Origin of the sequence: Streptomyces sp. NPDC046860 (genome assembly GCF_040645115.1) — a bacterium.
Classification (GTDB): domain Bacteria; phylum Actinomycetota; class Actinomycetes; order Streptomycetales; family Streptomycetaceae; genus Streptomyces.
Map to the genome: position 1 here is coordinate 77,644 of NZ_JBEYXQ010000017.1, position 16,400 is coordinate 94,043.

The following is a 16,400-nucleotide window of genomic DNA, read 5'->3' on the forward strand; positions in this document are numbered from 1 at the left end:
CTGATGGGTTCGCGGCCGCCCAGCCTAAGATGTCGCCGGTCAAAACGGCACGGAGGCCGACAGTTACCCTCGTCACCGTCGGCCCGCCGGGGCCGGCCCCGTGGACCTCGTGAGCGAAGAAGGCACCCGCCGTGACCCATCCCCTCCTCGACCTCCCCCCGCTGAGCGCCGCGCGGTTCGCCGCGATCGAGGACCGGGTGGCCCGGCTGCTGGACACCCGGCAGGACGTGCTGATCACCCAGGGCGAGGCGCTGCTGCCGCTGGAGGGCGCGATCCGCGCGGCCGCCGGTCCGGGCACCGTCGCGCTGAACGTGATCACGGGCCCGTACGGCCAGACCTTCGGTGACTGGCTGCGCGACTCCGGCGCGACCGTGCACGACCTCGCGGTGCCCTTCCACTCGGCGGTCACCGCCGACCAGGTACGGGCCGCGTTCGCCGAGCACCCGGAGATCGACTTCGTCTCCCTGGTGCACGCGGAGGCGGCCACCGGCAACACCAACCCGGTCGCGGAGATCGGCGAGGCGGTACGGGAGCAGGGCGCCCTGTTCTACCTGGACGCGGTCGCCTCGGTGGGCGCGGAGCCGGTGCTGCCGGACGCGTGGGGCGTGGACCTGTGCGTGATCGGCGCACAGAAGGCGATGGGCGGCCCCGCCGGGGTGTCCGCGATCTCGGTGAGCGAGCGGGCGTGGGAGCGGATGGCCGCCAACCCCGACGCCCCGCGCCGCTCCTACCTCTCCCTGCTGGACTGGAAGGAGCGCTGGATCGGCGGCGGCCGCAAGGCGCTGCCGCACGCCCCGGCCCAGCTGGAGATGCTGGCGCTGGACGCCTGCGTCGAGCGGATCGAGGCGGACGGCCTGGACGCGGTGATGGCCCGGCACCGTCGGGCGGCGCGGGCGACGCGGGCGGGAGCGCTCGCGCTGGGCGGCGGCCTGGAGCCCTACGTACGCGAGGAGCGGGACGCCGCTCCGGTGGCGACGACGCTGCGGGTGCCGCCGGGCACGGTGGCCTCGGAACTGGTGGCGCTGGCGCTGGAGAGCGACCCGTCGCTGCCGCTGGCCGCGGGCGGCGGGGCGCTCGCCAAGGAGATGGTGCGGGTGAACCACTACGGGCCCGACGCCACGGCCGAGGTGGTGCGCCGCTCGCTGGTGGCGCTGGGCGGGGCGATGGCCCGGCAGGGGCTCACGGTGGACCCGGAGGCGGCCCTGCTCGCGGTGGACGGCATCACGGACTGACGCCCGGCCGGTTTCCGGCTCCCGGTTGCGGCCCGCGCGAATTCGCGCGGGCTGTTTTCTTTTTCCGGCCACCTGACCATGCGCCTTAAATTCCCCGTGAATTCATTCGATCTGGCTCGGCCATAATCTCCTGCCCTGTTTTTGCAGAGCTAAACAACCTTGGTTTCCGACAGGTTTCCGCCCTGTGACACACTCCACAAGCCGCACTCTTTGCCCCTGTTTCTCCTATACCAAAGCCGACATATACCTCTGCTGTCCGACTCAAACCAAGATCGCCCTCGTGCATTTTGCTATTCACCTCGCTAAATTCAGGCCGCATGACTTCCGCATCCGCCGACCTGCTCATCGACAGACCCGCGGTGACCGACGGCGCCGCACTCTGGCGTCTCGCCAGGGACTCGAAAACGCTCGACCTGAACTCCTCGTACAGCTATCTGCTGTGGTGCCGGGACTTCGCCGGCACCTCCGCGGTGGCCCGTGGCGAGGACGGTGAGCCGGTCGGGTTCGTCACCGGCTACGTCCGCCCGGACCGCCCGCACACCCTGCTCGTCTGGCAGGTGGCCGTGGACGGCTCCCAGCGCGGCCGGGGCATCGCCGCCGCGCTGCTGGACGGGCTGACCGCGCGTCTGGCCGCCGAGCGGGGCGTCACGGATGTGGAGACCACCATCACCCCCGGCAACACCGCCTCCGAGCGGCTGTTCACCTCGTTCGCCGAGCGTCACGGCGCCCGCCTGACCCGCGAGACGCTGTTCGGCGAGGAGCTTTTCCCGGACGGCCCGCACGACCCCGAAGTGCTGTACCGCATAGGCCCGCTGACCCACGTCCCGGCGCACTGACGCCCCCCGAGGAGCGAATCACCGTGACCATCACCCAGCCCGACCTGAGCGTCTTCGAGACCGTGGAGTCCGAGGTCCGCAGCTACTGCCGCGGCTGGCCCGTCGTGTTCGACCAGGCGCGGGGCAGCAGGATGTACGACGAGGACGGCCACGCCTACCTCGACTTCTTCGCCGGGGCAGGCTCACTCAACTACGGCCACAACAACCCCGTGCTGAAACGGGCGCTGATCGACTACCTGTCCCGCGACGGGGTGACCCACGGGCTGGACATGTCGACCACCGCCAAGCGCACCTTCCTGCAGACCTTCCAGGACCTGGTGCTCCGGCCGCGCGACCTGCCGTACAAGGTCATGTTCCCGGGCCCGACGGGCACCAACGCGGTGGAGTCCGCGCTGAAGCTGGCCCGGAAGGTGAAGGGCCGCGAGGCCATCGTGTCGTTCACGAACGCCTTCCACGGCATGTCGCTTGGCTCGCTCGCCGTCACCGGCAACGCCTTCAAGCGGGCCGGCGCCGGTGTCCCGCTGGTGCACGGCACCCCGATGCCGTTCGACAACTACTTCGACGGCACCGTGCCCGACTTCCTGTGGTTCGAGCGGCTGCTGGAGGACCAGGGGTCGGGCCTGAACAAGCCCGCCGCGGTGATCGTGGAGACCGTCCAGGGCGAGGGCGGCATCAACGTCGCCCGCCCCGAGTGGCTGCGCGCGCTGAAGGAGCTGTGCGAGCGGCAGGACATGCTGCTGATCGTCGACGACATCCAGATGGGCTGCGGCCGTACCGGCGCGTTCTTCTCCTTCGAGGAGTCGGGGATCACGCCCGACATCGTCACGGTCTCCAAGTCGATCTCCGGCTACGGCCTGCCCATGTCGCTGTGCCTGTTCAAGCCGGAGCTGGACATCTGGGAGCCGGGCGAGCACAACGGCACCTTCCGCGGCAACAACCCGGCCTTCGTGACCGCCACGGCCGCGCTGGAGACGTACTGGGCCGACGGCGCCGCCATGGAGAAGCAGACCCGCACCCGCGGCGAGCAGATCGAGCGCGAGCTGATCTCCATCACCGAGGAGAACCTCGCCGACGTCAAGGAGTACCGCGGACGCGGCCTGGTGTGGGGCATGGAGTTCCACAACGCCGCGCGCGCCTCCCAGGTGGCCCGGCGCGCCTTCGAGCTGGGTCTGCTCATCGAGACCTCAGGACCCCAGGGCGAGGTCGTCAAGCTGCTGCCCGCCCTGACCATCACCCCGGAGGAGCTGGACGAGGGGCTGAGCATCCTCGCCCGCGCCGTCCGGGAGACCGCCTAGCAAGAAGGAGGAGACACCGTGATCGTCCGTTCGTTCAAGGACATCGAGGGCACCGACCGGCATGTGAAGGCCAAATCGGGTACCTGGGAGAGCAAGCGCATCGTGCTCGCCAAGGAGCGGGTCGGCTTCTCCCTGCACGAGACCGTCCTGTACGCCGGGACCGAGACGTCGATGTGGTACGCCAACCACATCGAGGCCGTCGTCTGCACCGAGGGCGAGGCCGAGCTGACCGACCACGAGGACGGTCAGGTCTACACCATCACGCCCGGCACCATGTACCTGCTGAACGGGCACGAGCGGCACACACTGCGGGTGAAGGAGGACTTCCGCTGCATCTGCGTGTTCAACCCGCCCGTGACCGGGCGGGAGGACCACGACGAGAACGGCGTCTACCCGCTGCTCACCGAGCCCGAGGAGGTGTGAGAAACCCATGACCACCCTCACCACCACCACCGACCTGTACCCGAGCCGGGGTGCCACCGAGGTGCGCGTGCCGCGCCAGGACCCGGTCGTCTGGGGTTCCCCGAGCACGCCGGGCCCCATCCCGGCGGCCGAACTGGAGGGGTTCGAGCGCGACGGCTTCCTCACCGTCGACCAGCTCATCACCCCTGCCGAGGTCCAGGTCTACCGGCGGGAGCTGGACCGGCTGGTCGGCGACCCCGCGATCCGCGCCGACGCGCGCTCGATCGTGGAGCCGCAGTCCCAGGAGATCCGCTCCGTCTTCGAGGTGCACCGGCTCAGCGAACTCTTCGCCAACCTGGTGCACGACGAACGGGTGGTCGGGCGGGCCCGGCAGATCCTCGGCTCGGACGTCTACGTCCACCAGTCGCGGATCAACGTCAAGCCCGGTTTCGGGGCGAGCGGCTTCTACTGGCACTCGGACTTCGAGACCTGGCACGCCGAGGACGGCCTGCCCAGCATGCGCACGGTGTCCGTCTCGATCGCGCTGACCGAGAACCACGACACCAACGGCGGCCTCATGATCATGCCGGGGTCGCACAAGACGTACGTGGGCTGTGCGGGCGCCACCCCGAAGGACAACTACAAGAAGTCGCTCCAGATGCAGGACGCGGGCACCCCGTCCGACGAGGCGCTGACCGACCTGGCCGGTGAGCACGGCATCCGCCTGTTCACGGGTGCGGCGGGCTCGGCCACCTGGTTCGACTGCAACTGCATGCACGGCTCCGGCGACAACATCACGCCGTTCCCGCGCAGCAACGTCTTCATCGTGTTCAACAGCGTGGAGAACACGGCGGTGGAGCCGTTCGCGGCGCCGGTGCGCAGGCCGGAGTTCATCGGGTCGCGGGACTTCACCCCGGTGCGGTAGCGCCGCACCCCTACGGTCACCGGGCCGGTGCCTCTTCGTGTGGGACGGGAGGCACCGGCCCGGTCATGTCCGCGGCTCAGCCGGTGAGCGCGTCCAGCAGACGGTCCACGTCGGCCTCGGTGTTGTAGAGGTGGAAGGACGCGCGCAGGTTGCCCGCGCGGTCGGACACCTCGATGCCGGCGCGGCTGAGGTCCGGCTGCCGCGAGCCGAGGCCCGGCACCGAGACGATCGCCGAGCCCGGCGCGGGCAGCGCCTCGTGGCCCAGGGCGGCGAGCCCCGCCCGGTAACGGTCGGCCAGGGCGGTGTCGTGGGCGTGGATCGCGGACACGCCCAGTTCCTCGACCAGTTCCAGGGAGCGGCGCAGCCCCGGGTAGCAGAACAGCGCGGGGCTGAGGTCGAACCGCCTGGCGGAGTGGGCGAGTTCGGTGACCGGGCCGTAGCAGCTGTCCCAGGGCCTCTCGCCCGCGACCCAGCCCGCGAGCAGAGGGGTGAGCCCGCCGAAGTCCTCGGGCAGGACGAGGAAGGCGACGCCGTGCGGGCCGAGCAGCCACTTGTAGGCGACCGACGAGCTGAAGTCCCACTCCCCCGCGTCCATCGGCAGCCAGCCTGCGGCCTGGGAGAAGTCGACGTAGGTACGGGCGCCGTGGGTGCGGGCGGCCTCGCGCAGCGCGGGCAGGTCGGCGACCTTGCCGTCGGCGGACTGTGCGGCGCTGACGGCGACGAGCGCGGTGCCGGGGCGGACCGAGTCGGCGATGCGCTCCACCGGCACCGCGCGCACCTTGAGGTCGCCCCGGACGTGGAACGGGTTCGGCACGGAGGCGAAGTCGTCCTCGGCGGTGAGGACTTCGGCGCCCGGGGGGAGCGAGGCGGCGAGGACACCGCCGTGCGCGGCGACCGAGGTGCCGAGCGCGACCCGCTCGACGGGGACCCCCGCGAGCCGGGCGTAGGCGGCCCGGCACGCCTCCACGTCGTCGTAGAGCGCGGTCAGCGGCCTGCCCTGCGCCCGCAGCAGCGCCGCCTCCCGCAGGGCGGTGACGGCACGGGCGGGCAGCAGGCCGTTGCTGGCGGTGTTGAGGAAGGTCCCGGCCGGGGCGAACTCGGCGCGGACGAGGCTCTCGAACGTCTCCGTGGTCTCCATGGCTCCACTGTGCGGCGCACGGATGCCGTCGTCCATCACGCATCTCTACGGGGTGCCGGTAAGCAACCCTTATGAGTCAGCCCTGCCGGGGCACCTCGCAGCCGTCCGGGCCGCAGGTGCCGGCGCCGTCCTGGGCCAGCGTCCGCAGCGGGGTGCGCTCGCCCCACGCCTGGGTCAGGGCCTGGGTGAAGACCTCGGCGGGCTGGGCGCCGGAGACGCCGTAGGTGCGGTCGAGGACGAAGAAGGGGACGCCGTTCGCGCCGAGCTGCGCGGCCTCCTGCTCGTCGGCGCGGACCTCGTCGGCGAAGGCCGCGGGGTCGGCGAGGACGGCGCGGGCGGCGTCGGCGTCCAGGCCCGCCGCGGCGGCCAGCTCCACCAGGTGCTCGTCGCCGGAGGTGAACACGGAGTGCTTGTCGGCGAAGTTCGCCCGGTACAGCCGCTCCAGCAGGGCCTCCTGCCGGCCGTGCTCCTTGGCGAAGTGCAGCAGGCGGTGCATGTCGAAGGTGCTGCCGTGGTCGCGGCCGCGGGTGCGGTAGTCGAGGCCCTCGGCGGCGGCCTGGGCGCCGAGGTTGTCCTCGCCGGCCTCGGCCTGGGCCGCGCTCATGCCGTACTTCCGCGTCAGCATGGTGATCACCGGCTGCACGTCGTCCTTGGCCCGCCCGGGGTCCAGCTCGAAGGAACGGTGCACGACCTCGACCTCGTCCCGGTGCGGGAAGGCGGCGAGCGCCTTGTCGAAACGGGCCTTGCCGACATAACACCAGGGGCAGGCGATGTCCGACCAAATCTCGACGCGCATGTCACTCTCTCAAGGCTCTGACCGGGGCGGAGCCTTTCTCCGCCCCTGAACGGGATCATCCGAAGTGTGTGAACATTCAATGAGCCGGGTTCATTCCCCGGCACCCCGGCCCCCGGCACCCCTGCCCCGGCTCGCCCGTCTCAGCTCCCGTCGCGCAGGTCGGCGGGCCAGAGCGGCCGGTACTCCAGGCGGTCGTACGTCACCACGCACCCCTCTCCCAGGGGCGACTGGGTCATGAAGCCGACCAGGGCGGCCCCGGTCTCCTTCTCGTCGCCGAGGGTGAAGAGGCGGACGAAGGTCCAGCGCTCGCCGTCGCGGGAGGCGTGGAAGGCCAGGGCGCGGCCGGTGCGGCTCAGCCGGAGCCAGACGGAACTTCCGGGCACGGTGAAGGAGTTGGCGTCGTCGGAGTGACCCCGGGTGACCACCGTGCAGATGGTGGGCACGTCCGGGGAGTTCTCCAGGCAGAGCTTGGCCCAGGCCCGGTCGCCGACGTGGACGTAGAGCACCCCGGCGTCGAAGGCGGCGTTGAAGCCGACGGTCACGCGGGCGATGAGCTGGAAGTCGCCCTCGGGCGCCCCGAGCAGCCGGGGTGCGTCGCCGGCCGGGTCCAGCGCCTCACCGGTCGGCGTGACGAACCGGTCCTGCCGGGGCCCGGCCCAGCCGGTCAGCACGCCCTTCTCGTAGGACCAGTGGCCGTCGGGTCCGTACGTCCGCAAGGGGAAAGGGAGTTCGGGAAGCTCTATGTCCATCCGGCGATTCTCGCAGGCGGCCCGCGTCAGCGTTCGAGGACGCCGTCGTACCTGCGGGGCAGGCCGAGCGGGTTGCCGTCGCGCAGCTCGGGCGGCAGCAGCGGCTCGGGGGTGTTCTGGTACGCGACCGGGCGCAGCCAGCGCTCGACCGCGGTGCCGCCGACCGAGGTCGAGGTGGAGGTGGTGGCGGGGTACGGGCCGCCGTGGTGCTGGGCCGGGGCCACCGCGACCCCGGTCGGCCAGCCGTCGACCACGACGCGCCCGGCCAGCGGGGTGAGGCGGGCCAGCAGCCCGGCCGCGTCCCCCTGCCCCGCGGCCTCGGCCGGGGAGAGCTGCACGGTGGCGGTGAGGCTGCCCGGGAGCCGCTCCAGCACGGCCGCCAGCTCGTCCTCGTCCTCGTAGCGGGCCACCACGGTGACCGGGCCGAAGCACTCCTGAAGCAGCGGTTCGTGCGCGCCGCCCGCCCCGGTGAGCCGGGCCGCGGGGACGGTGAGGAAGCCCGCGCCGACCGTGTGCGCCCCGGCCGCGCCCGGTGTGACGGGCGACTCCACCTCCGGCAGCGCCGCGCGCTCGGCCACGCCCGCCAGGAACGCGTCCCGCATGCGGTGGTCGAGCAGCACACCGGGCTCGGTGTCGCTGACGGCGTCGGTGAGCGCCTTGACCAGTCCGTCGCCCTCGGCCCCGGACGGCACCAGCACCAGGCCGGGCTTCACGCAGAACTGGCCGACGCCGAGGGTCATGGAGGCGGCCAGTCCGGCGCCGATCTCCTGCGCCCGCTCGGCCGCCGCCGCCCCGGTGACCACGACCGGGTTGAGCGAGCCCAGTTCGCCGTGGAACGGGATCGGCACCGGACGCGCGGCGGCGGCGTCGAAGAGGGCCCGCCCGCCGCGCACCGAGCCGGTGAAACCCGCGGCGGCGAGGAGCGGATGGCGGACGAGGTCGACGCCCGCCGTGAAGCCGTGCACCAGGCCGACCACGCCCGCGGGCAGTCCGTGTCCGGCGGCGGCCCGGCGCAGCACCTTGGCGATCAGTTCGGACAGCGCGGGGTGGTCGGGGTGGGCCTTGACCACGACGGGGCAGCCGGCGGCGAGCGCGCTCGCGGTGTCGCCGCCCGCGACGGAGAAGGCGAAGGGGAAGTTGGAAGCGGCGTAGACGGCCACGACGCCGAGCGGGATCTTCCAGCGGCGCAGGTCCGGCACGGGCGGGGTGGCGGCCGCATCGGGGTGGTCGATGACGACGTCCAGGAAGGCGCCCTCGTCCACGAGGTCGGCGAAGGACCGCAACTGGTAGACGGTGCGCGCGAGTTCGCCGGTCAGGCGGACCGGGCCGAGCGCGGTCTCCGCGTCGGCGACCTCGATCAGCAGCGCGCCGGCCGTTTCCAGGCCGGCGGCCGCCGAGCGCAGGAAGGCGGCGCGGACGGCACGGTCGGCGAGGGCGTCGCGCGCGGCGTGCGCCTCCCGGACGGCGGAGTCCACCTCCTCCGCCGTGGCTTCCACCGCGACCTGCTCCCGGCGCTTCCCCGTACGCGGGTCGACACTCCAGACTGATGCTGCTGTCACCGCGGTTCCCTCCAGACAAGGCCGCACTGCCGGACTTCCGCCATCGGCACGTTCGATATGCTGAACGCCGTCCCCGATGGTGAATGAGCTGCTCGGAGACTATAGGTCCGGGGGCATCGGTATCCAGGGCCCCGCAGCCTTGTCAAGGCTGAGCCGAGCGAAGGGTCCAGGAGCGATGACGGCAGCCGAGTCGGGCGGCGGGGCACAGGTCAAGTCCGCGGTGCGGACAGTGGAGTTGCTGGAGTACTTCGCGGGCCGCCCCGGCATGCACTCCCTGGCGGACGTGCAGGAGGCCGTGGGCTATCCCAAGTCCAGCCTGTACATGCTGCTGCGCACGCTGGTGGAGCTGGGCTGGGTGGAGACGGACGCGACGGGCACCCGGTACGGCATCGGGGTGCGGGCGCTGCTGGTCGGCACCTCCTACATCGACGGCGACGAGGTGGTCGCGGCGGCCCGGCCCGCGCTGGACCGGCTCGCGGACGACACCACCGAGACCATCCACCTGGCCCGGCTGGACGGCACCAACGTGGTGTACCTCGCCACCCGCCAGTCCCAGCACTACCTGCGTCCCTTCACCCGTGTCGGCCGCCGCCTGCCCGCGCACTCGACCTCGCTGGGCAAGGCGCTGCTCGCCACGCACACCGACGACCAGGTGCGGGCCCTGCTGCCCGAGAAACTGCCCGCGCTCACCGAGCACACGGTGACCGACCGGGAGGAGCTGATCGAGGAGCTGCGCCGCGTCCGCGAGCAGGGGTACGCCGTGGACCGCGAGGAGAACACCCTCGGCCTGCGCTGTTTCGGCGTGGCGGTGCCGTACCGCACCCCGGCCCGGGACGCCGTGAGCTGCTCGGTGCCGGTGGCCCGGCTGACCCCGGCGCACGAGCAGATGATCAAGGACGCGCTGCTGGACGCGAGGGACCGGCTCACGCTGGCGACGCGGCGGCTCTGAGCGGTCACCTCACACACACCATCGGCACCGAAAATCTGAAGTTGTGATGAGAAGGCGGTCCGATCGGGAACGGAACCGGTCCTGCCGGTCGTCTTCCCCTGCGCCATGAACAAGACGATCAGGCGCGCCGCCGTCTTCTCGCTGCTGCTCGTGCTCGCCCTGCTGCTCCGGGCGACCTGGGTGCAGTTCTACGAAGGCCAGGCCCTCGCGGACGACAACGACAACCGCCGGAACGCCATCGGCACCTACTCCCGCCCGCTCGGCGACATCGTCGTGGCCGGGAAGCCGGTCACCGGGTCCGCCCGCACCACCGGGAGCGACCTCGCGTTCAAGCGCACGTACACCGACGGCCCGCTCTACGCGGCGGTGACGGGCTACGCCTCCCAGGCGTACGCCCCGACCCAGCTCGAAGGGGTCTACGGCGACCTGCTGAACGGGACGGACACCCGGCTGCGGACCGCGATGGACACCGTCACCGGGCGGCGGGCCGATCCGGGCGACGTGATCACCACGATCGACCCGGCCGTGCAGCGCGCCGGGTACAAGGCGCTGGGCGGCAACACCGGCGGCGCCGTGGCGATCGACCCGAAGACCGGCAAGATCCTCGCCATGGTCTCGACGCCGTCGTACGACCCCTCGACTCTGACCGCCGCGAACACGGCGGGCAAGGCATGGCAGCGGCTCACCACGGACAAGGACAAGCCGCTGGTCAACCGCGCGATGCGCCAGCCGCTCCCGCCGGGATCGACGTTCAAGCAGGTCGTGGCGGCCGCCGCACTGGAGGACGGGCTGTACGCGGACGTGGACCAGCGCACCGACAGCCCGGTCCCGTACACCCCGCCGGGCACCACCCGCGAGCTGCCGAACGAGAACACCGCGGCCCCCTGCGCCGACGCCTCGATCCGGGTGGCGCTGCAGTACTCCTGCAACAACGTCTTCGGAAAGCTGGCCGTCGACCTCGGCCAGGACAAGGTGCGGGCGATGGCCGAGAAGTTCGGCTTCGACGACGACAAGCTGGACGTCCCGGTGCGGGCCTACCAGAGCGTGTACCCCTCCGGCATGGACAAGGCGCTGACCGCGCTGTCGGGCATCGGGCAGTACGACGTCACGGCCACCCCGCTCCAGATGGCCATGGTGTCCTCGGCCATAGCGAACGGCGGTGAGCTGGTCGCGCCGCACATGGTCTCGCAGCTCACCAGTGGCGACGGCGATGTGCTGCAGGACTTCGGGGACGCCGGCGCCGAGCGGATCGTCAGCACCCGTACCGCCGAGCAGCTCCAGTCGGCGATGCAGACGGTGGTCAAGGACGGCACCGGCCGCAACGCCCTCATCGACGGGGTGACGGTCGGCGGCAAGACCGGCACCGCCCAGCACGGCCCGAACAACAGCGCCACGCCGTACGCCTGGTTCACCGCGTACGGCAAGTCGGACAGCACGGGGAAGGAGGTGGCCGTGGCGGTGATGGTCGAGCAGTCCGGCGCGGCCCGCTCCGAGGTCAGCGGCAACGGCCTCGCGGCACCGGTGGCCCGGGCGATGATGGCGGCGGCGCTCGAGCGCAGCTGAGCGCCGCCGGGGTGCGACGGACGCGTCAGGAGACGAAGTACGTCGGGTTGGGCAGCTTGTAGGTGCGGTCGGCGTAGCCGCCGTCCAGGTCGGAGTACTGGTCGCCGAAGTTGGCGATGACCTCGTACCCGAGGTCCTGCTCGATGTGCTTGCGGGTGCCCGACTTGTACTGGACCGTGGTGCAGGTCCAGGCGCCCGGCGTGGCGCAGGAGGCCAGGTAGGCGGGCGGGTTGGCCTTGTCCTTGAGGAACATGTGGCCGGGGTCGAGGTTGACGTCGGCGCCGACCTTCTTCAGGTTCTCCACCGCGCCGGGGCGCTGGGCCTCGCTGAGCCCGGAGTTGTAGAACACCGCCACGCCCTTGGAGGTGGCGTACCGCACCAGCTCGGGGCTGCCGAACACCTCGGGACGGTCGGCGCGGTTGACGTAGTCGTTCCACGTCGCGCTGTCGTAGGTGTAGTTGTAGCGCTTCTCGTAGTCCAGGCTGAGCAGCAGGGTGTCGTCGATGTCGAAGACGACGGCCGGCTTCTCGCCCCGGTGGTGCGCCTTGCGGGCGGCCTTGTCGATGTACCGCTTGGCGTCGGCGTCGATCCGGGCCAGGTCCTTGGCGTACGGGCTGGACGGCGACGCCTGGTACTTGCCCGAGCTGTCGGCGGTGGTGCCGTAGTAGGTGTCGATGTCCTTCACCAGGAGCCCGATGTTGTACGGCTCGTGGGTGGAGTTCGCCGTCGACTGCCCGGCGGTGGCCACACCGGCGCCGTACAGGGCGCCACCGGCGAGGGCACAGGCGGCGGTGGCCGCCGCGATCCGCAGTGATTTATGCATGACAGGTTTCTACGCGCGTCATCGCGCCCGCGCGACGGACGTTGCACGATCGAGATCAAGCCAGTGCCCTGCCGGGCGGACCGGAGCCCGCCGGGGTGCCTGAGGACGCCTCCGGGTCAGGAAGCGGCGGCTCCCTGGGCCCGCCACCGCGGGTCGCGGCCGCTGAGGCCCACCGCTCGGTCCAGCAAGGGGGCCTCGGGCGGGACCGGGACCACCGGGCCGAAGATGCCGCCGTCCCCGCCGGATTCCCCGGCGGCGGCCAGGAGGAAGCCGTGGGCCGAGGCGAGGGCGGCCGGGTCGGGGGTGTAGGGCAGGTCGAGGGCGCGGGCCAGGTCCCAGCCGTGGACGACCAGTTCGTCGGCGGCGACGGCGCCGGCGATCGCGCCGGGGAGGTCGACGCCTCCGGCGCGGGTCCGTCCCGTCCAGGCGGCCGGGTCGCGCCAGGCTTCGGCCAGTTCGTCGAGCGCCTCGGGCAGCTCGGCGCGCCAGCCGGGGCCGATGTCGGGGACCGTGGCGGTCGGGTCGGTGTCGGTGGTGGCGCCGAGATCCCTGCGGGCGGCGTCCCGGAAGGCGACGGACAGGTGCAGCAGGTGGCCCAGCAGGTTCCGTACCGGAAGGTCCGGGCAGGGCGTCGGCGCCATGAGCCGCTCGTCGGTCACCGCCTCGGCGAGCCGGGCCACGATCCGGGCCTGCGGGCCGAGATCCAGGGTCGGGTCGGTCATGTCGGGCTCCTCGCGGGTGCGCGCCTGGGGTACGCGAGGGGTGACCGCCCCGGCGCGCGGAACTCATCGGTGCCCGGACCCGCTCACAGCCCGGCGAGCCCCTCCCGCACCGCCGCCAGGTCCGCGTCAGAGGCCAGCCCGGCGTGGTAGAGCCGCAGCTCGTTCGCCCCCTCGGCGCGTGCGCGGGCGGCGTCCGCCGCGAGGCGTTCCGGGCGGCCGCCCAGCCCCGAGACGACCGTGAGGTTGGCCGCGATCACCGTGTCCGTGTGGGCGTGCCGGGCGAAGGGTGCCAGGCGGTGTGTGCCGTCCACACAGGGGACGACCACACCGTCCGCGGCGGCGAGTATGTGGGCCGGGTCCACTCCGGCGTTGGCGCCGCAGTGGTGGGAGACGGGGTCCGCGTGCAGGAGGACCTGGAAGCCCTCGGGCGCGGCCGCGCGGACCGCCGCGACCGCCTCTTCCTGGAGACCGCGGGCCACCGACTCGCGCCACGCGAGCGCCGCCGCGGCGCTCTTCGCGCCGAGCACGCGCTCCACGTCGCACCAGCCGCCGTCGGCCGCACCCCGCCACACCGGCTCCAGCGCGGCCCGTACGGCCATGGCCAACTCGTCGGCGTCCAGCCCCTGTTCGCCGTACCCCGCCCGGCAGGCAGGGCAGAAGCAGAGGGACATCAGGTACTGCCCGGCCTCCCCCAGCGCGACCCCGCCCGTCTTGTCGTGGGCGTGCAGGTGCTGGAGGCCGTACCAGCCGAGGGACTCCAGTTCGGTGCCGGTCGCGCCGGGGCGTACGGCCGCCTCGGCGGCGAGGGCGGTCAGGTAGGCGCGGGTGGCGGGCTGGGCGACGCAGGGGGCCCAGGGGTAGCGGTCGCCGTAGGCGTTGACCACGGAGGTGCCCGGATGGTCGGCGCCCAGGCGGGAGTTGTGCGCCAGGACGACCCAGCTGTGCACCTCGACCCCGGCCGCGAGGAGCGCCGACGCCGCCTCGCCGAAGGCATCGCCCGGGGCCCAGTCGCCGGCCGGGTGGGGCCAGAGCTCGCGGTGGGCCCATCGCTCGCCGGGCGGGTACAGCACGGCCGCGTACTCGGCGGTGACGATCCGGTGGCGCGGGTGGCGCGGGGTGAGCGCGCGGGTGGAGTGGTAGGCGGCGGCCAGGGTCACCTGTTCCACCCCCAGCGAGGCGATCCGGCCGGGTGCCCCGGGGTCGCCGTTGACGTCCCAGGGGTAGACGAACGCCGACGCCCGCACTGTTCCTCCTCCGGCGGCCCGACCGCACCACTGGGCAGCAGGCTGACCGGCGTCCGCGTGCGTGAACGCTACGAGTCTCCGCCGGAGCGGTCAAGGTCACGTGCATTCCCTTTTCACCAGCCGATTGACCGCGTTCCACAAGCCACTTGACCCATCCGGACCCCCTCTCTACCTTCACCAAGCATGTGAACGCCCAAGCATGTGAACGCGCCCCCGGCCGGACCACCCGAGGAGACCCGAGATGCCCGCCCCCCGCACCCTCCTGCTCACCGGCGCCGCAGGCGGCCTGGGCACCCTGATGCGCTCCTTGCTCCCGCACCACGGCTACGACCTACGCCTCCTCGACGCCCGCCCCGTCCCGGACGCCCCGGACGCCGTCACCGCCGACCTCGCCGACCTGGACGCCCTGCGCGCGGCGGTGCGCGGCACGGACGCGGTGCTGCACCTGGCCGGCATCTCGCTGGAGGCCCCGTTCGAGAAGATCCTCAAGGCCAACATCGAGGGCGTGTACCACCTCTACGAGGCCGCCCGGCTGGAGGGCGTGCGCCGCGTGGTCTTCGCCTCCTCCAACCACGCGGTGGGCGTCGCCCCCGTCCCGGCGCCGGAGGACCCCCGCATACCGGTCGAGACCCCGCACCGCCCCGACACCTTCTACGGCCTGTCCAAGTGCTTCGGCGAGGACCTGGCCCAGCTCTACTGGGACCGCCACGGCATCGAGACCGTCTCCGTGCGCATCGGCTCCTGCTTCCCGGAGCCGACCAGTGTGCGGATGCTGTCGATCTGGCTGAGCCCCGCCGACGCCGCCCGCCTCTTCCACGCGGCCCTGACCGCCGAGGACGTCGGCCACACCGTGGTGTACGGCTCCTCCGCCAACACCCGCCTGTGGTGGGACCTCGGCTCGGCCCGGGCCCTGGGCTACACCCCCGAGGACGACTCCGAGCCGTACGCCCGAAAGCTCCTCGCCGAGCAGGGCGGGCTGGACCCCGCGAACCCGGCCCACGACCGTCTGGGCGGCCACTTCCTGACCGACCCGCCGATCTGGCCGTACTGATCAGGCCGCCGGACCGCCTCGCGGCGGCTCCACGGCCGAAAACGATCGCGGGCGGGCACCAAACGGGCCCGCCCGCGGTCGTGTTCGGGCAGCCGTGCCGCCCGCTTCCACCCCGGGCCCCGCTGCCGCGCAGGTCCGAGGCGGGCCCGACGGGATGTGATCGGGCACACACGGGCAGGATCGGGCCCGGAACAGACCTGGTCAGCGCCGCGCGTCCGCTGTAGAACTTCCCCCAGGGCCCGAACGGGCATCCCAGCGGGCATCTCGATGACGAGAGCGGGTGACGACATGAACACCAGGACGGCCGAGGAGCGCCAACGCGAGATCGTGCGCGCGGCGCGGGCCACCGGTTCCGTCGACGTCACCGCGCTCGCCGACGAGCTGGGCGTGGCCAAGGAGACCATCCGGCGCGATCTCCGTGCCCTGGAGGACCACGGGCTGGTCCGCCGCACCCACGGCGGCGCCTACCCGGTGGAGAGCGCCTCCTTCGAGACCACGCTCGCCTTCCGCGCCACCAGCCACGTGCCCGAGAAGCGCAGGATCGCGGCCGCCGCGGCCGAACTGCTCGGGGACGCGGAGACGGTCTTCGTCGACGAGGGCTTCACCCCCCAGCTCATCGCCGAGGCCCTGCCCACCGGCCGGGCGCTGACCGTGGTGACCGCCTCGCTGCCCGTCGCGGGCGCCCTGGCGGAGGCCGAGAACGTGTCGGTGCTGCTGCTGGGCGGCCGGGTGCGGCCGGGCACGCTCGCCACGGTCGACCACTGGACGACCAAGATGCTGGCCGGCTTCGTGGTGGACCTCGCCTACCTCGGGGCCAACGGCATCTCCCGCGAACACGGTCTGACCACGCCCGACCCCGCCGTCAGCGAGGTCAAGGCACAGGCCATCCGGGCCGCCCGGCGCACCGTCTTCGCGGGCGTGCACACCAAGTTCGGGGCGGTCAGCTTCTGCCGCTTCGCCGAGGTCGGCGCGGTGGACACGATCGTCACCAGCAGCCAGCTCCCGGCGGCCGAGGCCCATCGCTACTCCCTCCTGGGGCCGCAGGTCATCAGGGTCTGACGCTCCCCCGCACGACAGATTTCCGCATTTCCCCCTCCCCGAGGGCACCCGTGCGCG

General features: G+C 72.4%; 16 protein-coding genes. 9 read left to right on the plus strand and 7 right to left on the minus strand.

Translation table 11 applies throughout. The features are described from left to right. Positions 1-131 precede the first annotated feature (131 nt). From ABZ898_RS22915 to thpD, 5 genes are all read left to right on the plus strand, one after another. Positions 132-1,232 (plus strand): aminotransferase class V-fold PLP-dependent enzyme, encoded by a 1,101-nt coding sequence (locus ABZ898_RS22915; protein WP_361661871.1) that lies wholly within the window; start codon positions 132-134, stop codon positions 1,230-1,232. Between the two features lie 317 nt (positions 1,233-1,549). Further along, positions 1,550-2,068, plus strand: a complete 519-nt coding sequence (ectA, locus tag ABZ898_RS22920; protein WP_361661874.1) for a diaminobutyrate acetyltransferase — start codon at positions 1,550-1,552, stop codon at positions 2,066-2,068. 23 nt (positions 2,069-2,091) lie between these two features. After that, a complete protein-coding gene (gene ectB, locus ABZ898_RS22925) occupies positions 2,092-3,363 on the plus strand; it encodes a diaminobutyrate--2-oxoglutarate transaminase (RefSeq protein ID WP_361661877.1) in 1,272 nt (423 codons plus the stop codon). 18 nt (positions 3,364-3,381) lie between these two features. Then, positions 3,382-3,786, plus strand: a complete 405-nt coding sequence (locus ABZ898_RS22930) for an ectoine synthase (RefSeq protein ID WP_030815454.1) — start codon at positions 3,382-3,384, stop codon at positions 3,784-3,786. Between the two features lie 7 nt (positions 3,787-3,793). Continuing rightward, on the plus strand, positions 3,794-4,690 hold the full coding sequence (gene thpD / locus ABZ898_RS22935; RefSeq protein WP_361661880.1) for an ectoine hydroxylase: 897 nt from the start codon (positions 3,794-3,796) through the stop codon (positions 4,688-4,690). Positions 4,691-4,766: 76 nt separating this feature from the next. Here thpD and ABZ898_RS22940 read toward each other — a convergent pair whose 3' ends face one another. The 4 genes from ABZ898_RS22940 to ABZ898_RS22955 form a co-directional block, all read right to left on the minus strand. Next, a complete protein-coding gene (locus tag ABZ898_RS22940) occupies positions 4,767-5,828 on the minus strand; it encodes an aminotransferase class V-fold PLP-dependent enzyme (protein WP_361661883.1) in 1,062 nt (353 codons plus the stop codon). A gap of 76 nt (positions 5,829-5,904) precedes the next feature. Then, positions 5,905-6,624, minus strand: a complete 720-nt coding sequence (locus tag ABZ898_RS22945; RefSeq protein ID WP_361661886.1) for a DsbA family oxidoreductase — start codon at positions 6,622-6,624, stop codon at positions 5,905-5,907. A gap of 140 nt (positions 6,625-6,764) precedes the next feature. Then, a complete protein-coding gene (locus ABZ898_RS22950) occupies positions 6,765-7,373 on the minus strand; it encodes a DUF1349 domain-containing protein (protein ID WP_361661889.1) in 609 nt (202 codons plus the stop codon). Between the two features lie 26 nt (positions 7,374-7,399). Further along, complete coding sequence (locus ABZ898_RS22955; protein ID WP_361661892.1) at positions 7,400-8,932, minus strand: aldehyde dehydrogenase (NADP(+)); 1,533 nt, start codon at positions 8,930-8,932, stop codon at positions 7,400-7,402. A 175-nt stretch (positions 8,933-9,107) separates the two neighbouring features. Here ABZ898_RS22955 and ABZ898_RS22960 point away from each other — a divergent pair, with 175 nt between their 5' ends. Together ABZ898_RS22960 and ABZ898_RS22965 are read left to right on the plus strand one after the other, a co-directional pair. Beyond that, a complete protein-coding gene (locus ABZ898_RS22960; RefSeq protein ID WP_361661895.1) occupies positions 9,108-9,881 on the plus strand; it encodes an IclR family transcriptional regulator in 774 nt (257 codons plus the stop codon). Between the two features lie 105 nt (positions 9,882-9,986). Further along, positions 9,987-11,444, plus strand: coding sequence for a penicillin-binding transpeptidase domain-containing protein (locus ABZ898_RS22965; protein WP_361661898.1), 1,458 nt, complete (start codon positions 9,987-9,989; stop codon positions 11,442-11,444). A gap of 25 nt (positions 11,445-11,469) precedes the next feature. Here ABZ898_RS22965 and ABZ898_RS22970 read toward each other — a convergent pair whose 3' ends face one another. From ABZ898_RS22970 to ABZ898_RS22980, 3 genes are all read right to left on the minus strand, one after another. After that, positions 11,470-12,267 carry an HAD family acid phosphatase gene (locus tag ABZ898_RS22970; RefSeq protein WP_361661901.1) on the minus strand — a complete coding sequence of 266 codons (798 nt, stop codon included), beginning with the start codon at positions 12,265-12,267 and terminating at the stop codon, positions 11,470-11,472. Between the two features lie 116 nt (positions 12,268-12,383). Continuing rightward, a complete protein-coding gene (locus ABZ898_RS22975; RefSeq protein WP_361661903.1) occupies positions 12,384-12,989 on the minus strand; it encodes a TIGR03086 family metal-binding protein in 606 nt (201 codons plus the stop codon). Positions 12,990-13,072: 83 nt separating this feature from the next. Continuing rightward, entirely contained in the window at positions 13,073-14,233 is a 1,161-nt protein-coding gene (locus tag ABZ898_RS22980; protein ID WP_361661906.1) for a hypothetical protein, read from the minus strand. Positions 14,234-14,474: 241 nt separating this feature from the next. Here ABZ898_RS22980 and ABZ898_RS22985 point away from each other — a divergent pair, with 241 nt between their 5' ends. Next, entirely contained in the window at positions 14,475-15,284 is an 810-nt protein-coding gene (locus ABZ898_RS22985; RefSeq protein WP_361661909.1) for an NAD(P)-dependent oxidoreductase, read from the plus strand. A 288-nt stretch (positions 15,285-15,572) separates the two neighbouring features. Beyond that, a complete protein-coding gene (locus tag ABZ898_RS22990) occupies positions 15,573-16,343 on the plus strand; it encodes a DeoR/GlpR family DNA-binding transcription regulator (RefSeq protein ID WP_361661912.1) in 771 nt (256 codons plus the stop codon). Positions 16,344-16,400 lie beyond the last annotated feature (57 nt).

What these genes read in the sequence shown, in the direction of transcription:
- ectA (WP_361661874.1), top strand. Translation starts at nt 1,550, where the DNA reads ATGACTTCCGCATCCGCCGACCTGCTCATCGACAGACCCGCGGTGACC.
- thpD (WP_361661880.1), top strand. Translation starts at nt 3,794, where the DNA reads ATGACCACCCTCACCACCACCACCGACCTGTACCCGAGCCGGGGTGCC.
- ABZ898_RS22940 (WP_361661883.1), bottom strand. Translation starts at nt 5,828, where the DNA reads ATGGAGACCACGGAGACGTTCGAGAGCCTCGTCCGCGCCGAGTTCGCC.
- ABZ898_RS22945 (WP_361661886.1), bottom strand. Translation starts at nt 6,624, where the DNA reads ATGCGCGTCGAGATTTGGTCGGACATCGCCTGCCCCTGGTGTTATGTC.
- ABZ898_RS22950 (WP_361661889.1), bottom strand. Translation starts at nt 7,373, where the DNA reads ATGGACATAGAGCTTCCCGAACTCCCTTTCCCCTTGCGGACGTACGGA.
- ABZ898_RS22960 (WP_361661895.1), top strand. Translation starts at nt 9,108, where the DNA reads ATGACGGCAGCCGAGTCGGGCGGCGGGGCACAGGTCAAGTCCGCGGTG.
- ABZ898_RS22965 (WP_361661898.1), top strand. Translation starts at nt 9,987, where the DNA reads ATGAACAAGACGATCAGGCGCGCCGCCGTCTTCTCGCTGCTGCTCGTG.
- ABZ898_RS22970 (WP_361661901.1), bottom strand. Translation starts at nt 12,267, where the DNA reads ATGCATAAATCACTGCGGATCGCGGCGGCCACCGCCGCCTGTGCCCTC.
- ABZ898_RS22975 (WP_361661903.1), bottom strand. Translation starts at nt 12,989, where the DNA reads ATGACCGACCCGACCCTGGATCTCGGCCCGCAGGCCCGGATCGTGGCC.
- ABZ898_RS22985 (WP_361661909.1), top strand. Translation starts at nt 14,475, where the DNA reads ATGCCCGCCCCCCGCACCCTCCTGCTCACCGGCGCCGCAGGCGGCCTG.
- ABZ898_RS22990 (WP_361661912.1), top strand. Translation starts at nt 15,573, where the DNA reads ATGAACACCAGGACGGCCGAGGAGCGCCAACGCGAGATCGTGCGCGCG.